Origin of the sequence: Gordonia sp. i37, assembly GCF_002043085.1 — a bacterium.
GTDB classification, from domain to species: domain Bacteria; phylum Actinomycetota; class Actinomycetes; order Mycobacteriales; family Mycobacteriaceae; genus Gordonia; species Gordonia polyisoprenivorans.
Genome location: NZ_MVPX01000103.1, coordinates 1 through 10,869, shown reverse-complemented (window position 1 = coordinate 10,869; position 10,869 = coordinate 1). Strand labels below are relative to the sequence as shown.

Annotated in this window: 9 protein-coding genes; 5 read left to right on the top strand and 4 right to left on the bottom strand. The window is 67.7% G+C overall.

From position 1 onward, the window contains the following. The coding region (locus B1964_RS04785) for a WYL domain-containing protein (RefSeq protein ID WP_139765627.1) at nucleotides 1-205 on the top strand (205 nt) is incomplete at its 5' end. 22 nt (nucleotides 206-227) lie between these two features. Here the strand turns inward: B1964_RS04785 and B1964_RS04780 are convergent. Next, nucleotides 228-1,736 carry an MFS transporter gene (locus B1964_RS04780; RefSeq protein WP_079929053.1) on the bottom strand — a complete coding sequence of 503 codons (1,509 nt, stop codon included), beginning with the start codon at nucleotides 1,734-1,736 and terminating at the stop codon, nucleotides 228-230. 377 nt (nucleotides 1,737-2,113) lie between these two features. Here B1964_RS04780 and B1964_RS04775 point away from each other — a divergent pair, with 377 nt between their 5' ends. Beyond that, complete coding sequence (locus tag B1964_RS04775) at nucleotides 2,114-3,790, top strand: DNA repair helicase XPB (protein ID WP_079929052.1); 1,677 nt, start codon at nucleotides 2,114-2,116, stop codon at nucleotides 3,788-3,790. Nucleotides 3,791-3,793: 3 nt separating this feature from the next. Here B1964_RS04775 and B1964_RS04770 read toward each other — a convergent pair whose 3' ends face one another. Further along, nucleotides 3,794-5,572 (bottom strand): serine/threonine-protein kinase, encoded by a 1,779-nt coding sequence (locus tag B1964_RS04770; protein WP_079929051.1) that lies wholly within the window; start codon nucleotides 5,570-5,572, stop codon nucleotides 3,794-3,796. A gap of 160 nt (nucleotides 5,573-5,732) precedes the next feature. Further along, complete coding sequence (locus B1964_RS04765) at nucleotides 5,733-6,302, bottom strand: pyridine nucleotide-disulfide oxidoreductase (RefSeq protein ID WP_079929050.1); 570 nt, start codon at nucleotides 6,300-6,302, stop codon at nucleotides 5,733-5,735. A 145-nt stretch (nucleotides 6,303-6,447) separates the two neighbouring features. Here B1964_RS04765 and B1964_RS04760 point away from each other — a divergent pair, with 145 nt between their 5' ends. Next, nucleotides 6,448-7,602, top strand: coding sequence for a pyridoxal phosphate-dependent aminotransferase (locus B1964_RS04760; protein ID WP_079929049.1), 1,155 nt, complete (start codon nucleotides 6,448-6,450; stop codon nucleotides 7,600-7,602). Nucleotides 7,603-7,618: 16 nt separating this feature from the next. Here the strand turns inward: B1964_RS04760 and B1964_RS04755 are convergent, their stop codons facing one another. Beyond that, nucleotides 7,619-8,647 (bottom strand): LacI family DNA-binding transcriptional regulator, encoded by a 1,029-nt coding sequence (locus tag B1964_RS04755; protein WP_079929048.1) that lies wholly within the window; start codon nucleotides 8,645-8,647, stop codon nucleotides 7,619-7,621. Between the two features lie 271 nt (nucleotides 8,648-8,918). On the opposite strand from B1964_RS04755, the gene B1964_RS04750 reads away from it, so the two are divergent. Next, entirely contained in the window at nucleotides 8,919-9,953 is a 1,035-nt protein-coding gene (locus B1964_RS04750) for a substrate-binding domain-containing protein (RefSeq protein ID WP_216354226.1), read from the top strand. A 53-nt stretch (nucleotides 9,954-10,006) separates the two neighbouring features. Next, nucleotides 10,007-10,869, top strand: an 863-nt coding sequence (locus tag B1964_RS04745) for an ABC transporter permease (protein ID WP_253193886.1), incomplete at its 3' end; no start/stop codon positions are given.

Here is a 10,869-nt window from a genome sequence, read left to right as displayed (position 1 = left end):
GACGACCGCGCTGATCCGATTGGCGTTGCGCGCCAACCGGAAACTGCGCGTCGGCTACGTCGACGCGCATGGCAGCGCGTCACGACACGTGGTGTCCCCGCAGACCCTCGGCGCCGGTCAGCTCATCGGGATCGAGGACGGCACCGACGACGAACAGCGGTTCTCGCTGCATCGCATCACCAGCGTCGAACTGCTCGACGGCTGACCGGCGCCGATCAGCGCCCGGGTCAGCCCGCGGCCACCGCGACCGGCTCGGACTCGTGTGCGTCGCCGATCGGCCGCCGGACGTTGATCAGGAGCCCGGCCACCAGCGCCACACCCGCGAGAATGGCTGCGGCGACATAGAATCCGATGCTCTGACCGTGAACCATGGCCTGTGCCTGCAATACCTTCGCGTCGGCCGGTCCGTGCACCGAGGCCATGTGGCCGGTGATGTAGGAGGCCGTCGCGGTGGCGGCGATCGTGTTCAGCAGGGCCGTACCGATGGCGCCGCCGACCTGCTGTGAGGTGTTGACCATCGCCGACGCCACACCGGCGTCGCGTGGCTCGACGCCGTAGGTGGCGAGATTCATCGAGGTCATGAACACCGTGCCCATCCCGCAGCCGAGCAGGAACAGAGCCGGGAAGATCACGCTCCAGTACCGGGTGGAGTCGGCCGAGATCTGGCTCAGCAGAAGCATTCCGCAGGCCGCGATGAGCGCACCCGGCACCAGCAGGAACCGTGGCGGCACCCGGGTGATGAGGCGCGCCGCGATCTGGGTGGAGCCGACCAGCATGCCACCGACCATGGGCAAGAAGGCAACTCCGGCGCTCAGCGGCGAATAGTGGTGCACCACTTGCATGTAGAGCGTCAGGAACAGGAAGGAGCCGAACATCGCGATCACCGACATGGCGACGCTCAGATACGCCCCACCGCGCGCGCGGTCGGCGACAACCCGCAAGGGCAGCAACGGATGTCGGTAGCGCGCCTGCCATCCGACGAACGCGGCGAGCAGTACCACCGCCGCGATCAGGCAGATGACGGTTCCGGTGTCACCCCAGCCCTCCTCGGCCGCACGACTGAAACCGTAGACCACCAGGGCCAGTCCCCCGCCGCCCAGGACGACGCCGAGGACGTCGAGGTGGGTGGCGTTGTCGTGGGCCCGCGGCGGCTCCTTGATCTCGACGATCGCACCGAACAGCGCGACGGCGGCGAAGACCACGTTGATGTACATCGTCCAGCGCCAGTCGAGGGTCTGGGTGAGCAGGCCACCGAGCAGCAGGCCGACCGCGGCGCCACCACCGGCGATCGCACCGAAGACACCGAAGGCGCGGGCGCGTTCCTTGGGCGCAGTGAACATCACGGTCAGCAGCGACAACGCCGCCGGGGCGAGCAGCGCGCCGAACGCACCCTGCAATGCCCGCGCGCCGAACAGCATCCCCTGGTTGACCGCAGCCCCGCCCAGCGCGGAGGCGAAGGCGAATCCGACGAGGCCGACCATCAGCGCGCGCCGACGGCCCCACAGGTCGGCGATGCGTCCGCCGAACAGGAGCAGACCACCGAAGGCCAGGGCATATGCGGTGATGACCCACTGTTGGTTGGCGTCGCTGATACCGAGGTCGACCTTGGCGTCGGGCAGGGCGATCTGGACGACGGTGCCGTCGAGGACCACCATCAGCTGGGCCAGGCAGATGAAGACGAGGGCCTTCCACCGCCGGGGATCGGGTTCGGCGGAGGGCGAAACTGGTGAGGACATTCGAGAACTCGCTCTTGTCGACGTGCGGTGGACGCGTCGGTGCGATGCACCGACCTGGTGTGGTGATCCACGGACCAATATCCGGAGGACCGTACTCCGGATAGCGTACGCCGTCCGCCACGACGGCGAAACTCCTTTTGATTCCGGACTTTTCGGAGCTCGCCCGATTTCGGGCATATCGGCCATATCAGCGCCGACAGCGCTCACCACTTCGCCCACGGCGCTCGTCACAGCGCCGACAGCGCTCAGCTCAGTCCCGACAGCGCTCGACGGGGCGCTGTCGGCGTGGTGCGGGGCGCTGTCGCGGGCTGGGAGGGCGCTGTCGGCACCAGGGTGGGCGCGATCGGGATTCGACGCGACGTGCAGACACCTGGACAATGGATCGGGGGACTGATGGACCCCTGATCGTGCAATCCGACAAGACGCTGCTGCTCGAGGTCGATCACCCCGACGCGGCGTCCGCTCGCGCAGCGATCGCCCCGTTTGCCGAGCTCGAACGCGCACCCGAACACGTGCACACCTACCGGGTGACCCCGCTGGCGCTGTGGAATGCGCGCGCGGCGGGCCACGACGCCGAGCAGGTGGTCGACGCGCTGGTCACCTACTCGCGCTACGCGGTGCCGCAGCCGCTGCTGATGGACATCGTCGACACCATGGGTCGGTTCGGCCGGCTCCAGCTGGTCAAGAGTCCCGTCCACGGACTGACGCTGGTGAGTCTCGACCGCGCGGTGCTCGAGGAGATCCTGCGCAACAAGAAGGTCGCCCCGATGCTCGGCGCCCGCATCGACGACGACACCGTCGTCGTGCACCCGTCCGAGCGAGGACGGCTCAAGCAGATCCTGCTCAAGGTCGGCTGGCCGGCCGAGGACCTCGCGGGTTACGTCGACGGCGAGGCGCACCCGATCGGCCTCGACCAGGGCGACTGGCATCTGCGCGACTACCAGGAGATGGCCGCCGACTCGTTCTGGGCGGGCGGCTCGGGCGTCGTGGTGCTGCCGTGTGGTGCGGGCAAGACGATGGTCGGCGCGGCCGCGATGGCCAAGGCCGGTGCCACCACGCTGATCCTGGTCACCAACACCGTTGCGGGCCGTCAGTGGAAACGGGAGCTGGTCGCCCGCACCACCCTGACCGAGGACGAGATCGGTGAATATTCGGGTGAGCGCAAGGAGATTCGCCCGGTGACCATCGCCACCTATCAGGTGATGACGCGAAAGTCCAAGGGCGAGTATAAGAATCTCGATCTATTCGACTCCCGCGACTGGGGTCTGATCATCTACGACGAGGTGCACCTGCTCCCGGCGCCGGTCTTCCGGATGACCGCCGACCTGCAGTCCCGCCGACGACTCGGCCTCACCGCCACCCTGGTTCGCGAGGACGGCCGCGAGGGCGACGTGTTCTCCCTCATCGGCCCCAAGCGCTACGACGCGCCGTGGAAGGACATCGAGGCCCAGGGCTGGATCGCGCCCGCCGAGTGCATCGAGGTGCGGGTGACCCTCACCGACGAGGAACGTCTGCAGTACGCCGTCGCCGAGAACGAGGCGAAGTACAAGCTCTGCTCGACGGCACACACCAAGGTCAACGTCGTGCGGTCGATCCTGGCGCGTCACAGCGACTCTCAGACGCTGGTCATCGGCGCCTACATCGACCAGCTCGAGGAACTCGGCCGCGAACTCGATGCCCCGGTGATCCAGGGGTCGACCAAGAACAAGGAGCGCGAAGCCCTGTTCGATCGCTTCCGGTCCGGCGAGTTGCAGACCCTCGTTGTGTCCAAGGTCGCCAACTTCTCGATCGATCTGCCCGAGGCGTCGGTGGCCGTGCAGGTGTCGGGCACCTTCGGCTCCCGACAGGAAGAGGCGCAGCGCCTCGGACGCCTACTGCGACCGAAATCCGATGGCGGACAAGCACACTTCTATTCGGTGGTCTCCCGCGACACCCTCGACGCCGACTACGCCGCCCACCGGCAGCGCTTCCTCGCCGAGCAGGGCTACGCCTACCGGATCACCGACGCCGACGACCTCCTCGGGCCCACCATCGGTGAGGAATCGGCGGGCTGAGGCCTACACCTGCGCCAGGCAGTAACCCAGCGACAGGGGCTGCTCGAAGGTCCACCGCACCTCGCCGCTCGCGCAGGTCAGCGCGCTCGTGGAACGGTTGGTGACGCGGAAGGCGACGGTGCCCGCGGCGGCGGCCGACCCGCACGCCACATCGTGATAGTCCGATAGCGAGCCGCCCGAACTCGGGATCTGGTAGCACTCCTGCGGCACGAAATTCGGTGTGAGGCAGAGTTTGTCACCCGAGTCACCGAAGGTCAGGCTGGCGTTGTGGTCGTTGGGGCAGTCGGCGGAATCGGCGATGAAACCGGCTGCATAGAAGGTCATCGCCGGAGTGGCGCAGTCGACCTTCGCCGTCGACACATTGCCCTGCGCATCGCGGTCTCGGCCGATCTGCACGCAGTTGCCCACGGTGATCTGACTCGCGCTGGTGACGGTGGTGGGCGCCTCGGTCACCGGCGGCCGGGTGTAGGGCGTCGTCGCGCCGGGCGCGGCACCGGTCGCCGACGCGCTGCCCGACGATCTCGCGGTCGTGTCGGAGGACGAGCCGGAGATCAGGTTGGCCACCACCACCCCGGCGATGATCACCGCCACCAGGGCCACGAGCGAAACCAACACGATCGTCACCGTTCCGCGCGAACGTCGCGCAGGCGGCATCAGATAGCCACCGGTGAAACCCGGGTGACTCGGCTGGCCGGGCTGGTTCGGTTGACCCGGGAATGCACCCGAGGGTGCGGACTGCGGAAAGTACTGCGGCGGCGGCGCATACGGGGACACCGGCGGTTGGGGCACCGGCGGTTGCGACACCGGCGGCGGGTAGACCGGTGGTGTCGACGGTGCCACGGGTGGTGTAGACACCGTCGGGCGTGCGGTCCGGATCAGCTCCGTCGGCCCGGGCACCGGGGTCCCGACCCGGGTGGGCGAGGCACGCAGGGCACGCCCGAGTTGTTCGGCGAGTTCACCGCACGAGCCGAACCGCTCGGCCGGCGTCTTGGCCAACGCACGGTGCATGACCTCGTCGAGAGCCGCGGAGGTGCCCGGCCGCAACGACGACACCGTGGGCGGGGCGCTGCTCAGGTGCGCGGCGATGATGTTGGCCTGACTTGTCCCCTCGAACGGCGGCCTGCCGCACAGGAATTGGAACAGGGTGGCCGCCAGCGAATACTGATCGGCCTGTCCGTCGACCTCGGCACCCAGCAACTGTTCGGGTGCCACATAGGCCACCGTGCCGAGAAACATGTTGGCCGAGGTCAGGTTGCTGAAGTCGCCGGTCGATTTGGCGATCCCGAAGTCGGCCAGCAGAACCCGCGGCGGCGTGGTGGTGTCGCCGCCGTCGGCGGAATCGTTCTCGGCGATGAGGATGTTGGCGGGTTTGACGTCGCGGTGCAGCAGCCCGCGCGCATGTGCGGCGTCGAGGGCGGCCGCCACCGCGGTGGCGATCGCCGACACCAGCATGGGATTGAGCCCGCGGGGGCTGCGCCGCAACAACTCCCCGCCGTCGACGCCGTCGATGTACTCCATGGCGAGCCACAGATGCCCCTCGTACTCGCCGGAGTTGTAGATGGTCACGATGTTCGGATGCACGATGCTCGACGCGAGTTCGGCCTCGCGCATGAATCGCTGCCGGAACATCGGGTCGCGGCTGAGATCGGACGGCAGGATCTTGACGGCCTCGTTGCGCGGCAGGCTGGGATGCCGGGCCAGGTAGACCTCGCCCATCCCGCCACGCCCGATCAGTCTCGTGATCGTGTAGCCGGCGAACGAGTCACCCGGTTGGTAGACCACCCTCGACAGCCCTCCTCGGCACGACGGAAGCGGATACGCGCCCTCCACACGGCTCGCGCCGGACGGTCAGCCCTGGTCACATTACCGGCTGGCCCACGCCGACGACGTCGGTGTCGGGTGTTCGGGTGTCCTCCGATCGGCTGCGCGATCGGCCGCGCACTCACACCTCCCGTAGGCAGTACCCGATGGATTTCGGCGCGCGAAACGACCAGGTCGTGTCCTCGTCTGCGCAGGTGATCGTCTCGTCCCCGCGCTGCACGGCACGCGCGACAACGGTCCGGTCCTGCGCCGGTTCACCGCAATCGACCTCGCGATAATCGGCGAGGTCACCGCCGATCGGTATCCGGTAGCACTTGCCGGTCGCAAAGTTCGGTGTCAGACAGAGACTCTCGCGGTCGGCACCGAAGGTCAGCGTCGAAGTGTTGGCGGCGTCGCACTCGGCGCCGGCAGCGACCTGCCGGGCCACGTAGAAGGTGAGACCGTCGGAGTCCTCGCACGACGCCGCCGATGCGGCGACCTTGCCGGGATCGTCGTCGGGGCCGAGCGCCAGACATTCGCCGACGATGATGTCGTCGGGATCGTCGATGGCATCGGAACCGAGGCTGATGTCGCACCCGGCGACCAGCGCAAATCCGAGACACCCGGCGACGACGGCGGCACGCCAGGCCAGACGTCGACCGGGCCGGGCGAGCGGCTCGATGACCGGCTGGTGATCGAATGTGGTGTTCATGGGGGGTGTCCTCTCGGGGTCTGCGGTTGGTGCCGTAAGCATCGGGCGACCCGCTTGCACCCTCCTTGGTGTCGGCATGGAAGCGGCGACCACCGAAGAACTCGGTCCGGAGCGGTCACCGGAGCCGATGTGACAGCCTGAGACCATGGCCACCGTCACCCGCCTGCGCCCGTTCACCGCCACGATCTTCGCCGAGATGTCGGCCCTGGCCGTCACCCACGACGCGGTGAACCTCGGCCAGGGGTTCCCCGACACCGACGGCCCGGCCTCGATGCTGGCCGCCGCGTGCGCGGCGATCAATGGCGGCGCCAACCAGTACCCGCCGGGAATCGGCGTACCGCGGCTGCGCCGTGCCGTCGCCGAACACCAGCGGGCGTACTACGGTCTCGACTACGACCCCGACTCGGAGGTGCTGATCACCGTCGGCGCGACGGAGGCGATCGCGGGAGCGATCGTCGGGCTCACCGAGCCGGGCGCCGAGGTGATCATGGTGGAGCCCTACTACGACTCCTACGCCGCGACCGTCGCGATGGCAGGCGGGGTACGGCGCACCGTGCCGCTGCGGCCCGACGGCGACGGTTTTCGCCTCGATCGCGATGCGCTCGCCGCGGCGTTCACTCCGCGGACCGCGCTGGTCCTGGTCAACTCACCGCACAATCCGACCGGCACCGTCCTGCACGACGACGACCTCGCCGAGATCGCGCGGCTGTGTCTCGAGCACGACGTCGTAGCGGTCACCGACGAGGTGTACGAGCACCTGGTGTTCGACGGCCGCACGCACACCCCGCTGGCCACGCTGCCCGGCATGCGCGAGCGGACCCTCCGGATCTCCAGTGCCGCCAAGACCTTCAACTGCACCGGATGGAAGGTCGGGTGGCTGTCCGGTCCGGCCGAACTCGTCGCCGCGGCCCGCGCGGCCAAGCAATTCATGACCTACGTCGGATCGGGCCCGTTCCAGCCCGCCGTGGCCCACGCACTCGAGTCGGAGATGGACTGGGTGACCCGCAGCGCGAACGCCCTGCAGGCCAAGCGAGACCTGTTGTCGGCGGCGCTGTCCGACGCCGGATTCGAGGTGCACCGCAGCGAGGCAACCTATTTCGTGTGCGCCGACCCGCGCCCGCTCGGAATCACCGACGGCGAGGCGTTCTGCCGGACCCTGCCGGAGCGGATCGGGGTGGCGGCGGTACCGGTCAGCGTCTTCGCCGACGACAAGGACCCGTGGCGACACATGGTGCGCTTTGCCTTCTCCAAGCGCGATGAGGTGATCGCCGAGGCGGCCCGGCGGCTCCGGAGGCTGTGAGTACCGCGCCCACCTCTCAGGGCGCCGCGATCTCTCCCGATCCACGTCGAATGAGGTTGGTGGGCACCAGATGTCGGCCCGGCAGCGTGGCGGGATCGGTGATCCGCGCGAGGAGGAGCTCGGCGGCGAGGCCACCCATCGCCGTCGGTTGCTGGGCCACCACGGTGACGCCGGGTTCGAGGAGATCGGCGAGGGGGAAGTCGTCGAAGCCCACGAGTGCCACCGAGTGGTTGAGATGCAGTCGCCGTAGCGCGCGCAGGGCACCGACGGTGATGAGGTTCTGCGCGGTGAACAGGGCGGTGGGTGGATGGTCTGCGGTGAGCAGCCGCATCGCGGCCATCTCGGACTGGTGCTCGTTGCGCGCGTCGCGGATCACCAGCGACGGATCGGTCGGGATACCGGCATCGGCGAGCGCCATCCGGTAGCCGTCGAGGCGTTGTTCGGCGGTCATGATCGACGCGAGGTCACCGATGAATCCGATGCGCCGATGTCCTCCCGAGATCAGATGTCGTACACCCTCACTCGCGCCGAGGGTGTTGGTGGACACGATCGTGTCCAGGGTCAACCCGCGCGGTTCCCGGTCGACGCAGACCACCGCGGTACCGGCGGCGATGTGCGGTAGCAGGTAGGACTGGTCGTCGCCGGTCGGAGCGATGACGAGCCCGTCGATACGACGGGCGGCGAACTCCCCCACGAAGTCCCGCTCACGCCCCGGATCCTCGTCCACGCTCGCCGAGAACACCATGAAACCCTTTGGTACGGCCACGTTCTCGACCGCCCGCCCGATCATCGCCGAGAACGGATTGGCCACATCCTCGAGAATCAGCGCAATGGTCGCGGTACGCCCGCCCGTCAGACGCAGGCTACGCGCGGCGGTGTCGGGTCGGTAATCGAGCTCGCGTACCGACTTCCGCACACGTTCCACCAGAACCGGGCGCACCCCGGATTCGTCGTTCACGACCCGCGACACGGTCTTGATGCTGACCCCGGCGTGCTGGGCGACGTCGCGCATCGTCGCACGACGGTTCGATCCGTGGTTGGTCACTCCCCACCCGCTTCTTCTCTCGAGGCCGCGCGCTCGCGCGGTGGGTCAATCCTTGCAAACACCGGACCGGTGACAACGTTGACGTGACCATTGACAACGTTATCTGCGCCAGTTTGCCCAGATCGCAACAAGCCATTGCACTTCAAATGTGACCTGGGTTATAACTTTCTGACAACGTTATCAATATCTCTCGCGGATTCCGCGAGGAGGGGAGATCACTCTCATGACGCCGAAGACACGGGCTGTGAGATCACTTCGACACGTCGGCCTGATGGCCGTCGCCATTGGCCTGGGCGGCGCATGCCTGGCCGGTTGTTCCAGCGAAAGCAACGGTCAACCCGGTGTCGCGCTCATCACCAAGACCTCGACGAACCCGTACTTCGTCACGATGCAGAACGGCGCCGAGCAGGCAGCGAAGAAGGACGGGATCAACCTGACCGTCGCCTCGGGCAAGACCGACGGCGACGAGGCGTCGCAGATCACCGCGATCGAGAACGCCATCGCCCGCGGCGACAAGGGGATCCTGGTCACCCCGAACGGCCCCGGCGTCAACGCGGCGATCAAGAAGGCCCGCGACGCCGGCCTCTACGTCATCGCCCTCGACACCGCACCGGATCCGGCGAACACGGTCGATATCACCTTTGCCACCAACAACTTCCGTGCCGGTGAGCTGATCGGTCAATGGGCGGCGAAGAAGCTGGCGGGCAAGCCCGCGGTGATCGCGCTGGTCGACCTTTACTCCGACAAGGTGGTCTCCGTCGACTACAACCGCGATCAGGGCTTCCTGCAGGGCATGGGGATTGCGTTGAACGACCCGAAGAAGAACGGCGACGAGGCTCCCACCGGGCGCTACAGCGGCGGCCAATACACCATTGTCTGCAACCAGCCCTCCCAGGGCGCCGAGGACGGCGGCCGCACCGCGATGGAGAACTGCCTGTCGAAGAACCCCGACATCAACCTCGTCTACACGATCAACGAACCCGCTGCGAGCGGCGCGTCCAACGCTCTGAAGGCCGCGGGCAAACAGGCCACGATCGTCTCAGTCGACGGCGGCTGTGACCCCGGCATGAAGCTGGTGCAGTCCGGGGTCATCGGCGCCACCTCGCAGCAATATCCGCTGAAGATGGCCTCTCTCGGCGTGGATGCGATCTCCGAGTACATCAAGAACGGCACCAAACACGCGGTGACGCCCGGCCTCGACTACTTCGACACCGGCGTCAACCTCGTCACCGATCAGCCCCAGGCCGGTGTCCCGAGCATCACCGCGGCCGAAGGCCTCAAGCAGTGCTGGGGTGGACAGAGTTGACCGGCATCATCGACGGTCCCACCGCAACGGGCCCGCATGCGACAGGAGGGGCGATGCCCACCGACCTCAGCGACACATCCGTGGCCGGACCGAGTACCGCGGCCGAGGAGTTCGAGCAGCGTAAACGCTCTCCCATCAACCGGATTCAGCACCTGCTGCTGGGATATCCGTGGCTCGGGCCGGCGGCGGTGCTCCTGCTGGCGATCATTGCCTTCGGCATCATCAACCCGAATTTCGTCGAACCGACCAACCTGTCGCTGGTCGTCCAGCAGGTCGCGGTCATCGCCACCCTCGGCCTGGGTCAGACCCTGATCATCCTCACCGCCGGTATCGACCTGTCGGTCGGCGCCGCGATGATCCTGGTGACGATGGTGATGGGCTCGCTGGCGAGCGCACACGGCGTACCCGGCCCACTGGCCCTGCTCATCGGGCTGGTGCTGGGATTCGGCTGCGGCGTCCTCAACGGCGTTCTCGTCACCACCATCAAGTTGCCCCCGTTCATCGTCACCCTCGGCACGTTGTCGGTGTTCACCGCGCTCTCCCTGATCCTCTCCGGCGGCCAGTCGATCGACGGCGATTCGCTGGGGTCACTGCTCAATTGGACCGGCACCGCCATTCCGGTGGGCCAGTTCCGGATCACCACCGGTGTGCTCGTCATGCTCGTGCTGTACGCGGTGGTGGCGTTCGCGCTCGGCCAGACCGCCTGGGGCAGACACGTATACGCGGTCGGCGACGATTCGCAGGCCGCACGCCTGTCGGGTATCCGGACCTCACGGGTGCTGTTCAGCGTGTATGCCACGGCCGGCGTCATCTTCGCCCTGGCCGCCTGGATTCTCATCGGGCGCACCGGATCGGCGAGTCCCAACGCCGCCGTCGACGCCAACCTCGACAGCATCACCGCCGTCGTGATCGGCGG

What these genes read in the sequence shown, in the direction of transcription:
- B1964_RS04775 (WP_079929052.1), top strand. Translation starts at nt 2,114, where the DNA reads ATGGATCGGGGGACTGATGGACCCCTGATCGTGCAATCCGACAAGACG.
- B1964_RS04760 (WP_079929049.1), top strand. Translation starts at nt 6,448, where the DNA reads ATGGCCACCGTCACCCGCCTGCGCCCGTTCACCGCCACGATCTTCGCC.
- B1964_RS04750 (WP_216354226.1), top strand. Translation starts at nt 8,919, where the DNA reads ATGGCCGTCGCCATTGGCCTGGGCGGCGCATGCCTGGCCGGTTGTTCC.
- B1964_RS04780 (WP_079929053.1), bottom strand. Translation starts at nt 1,736, where the DNA reads ATGTCCTCACCAGTTTCGCCCTCCGCCGAACCCGATCCCCGGCGGTGG.
- B1964_RS04765 (WP_079929050.1), bottom strand. Translation starts at nt 6,302, where the DNA reads ATGAACACCACATTCGATCACCAGCCGGTCATCGAGCCGCTCGCCCGG.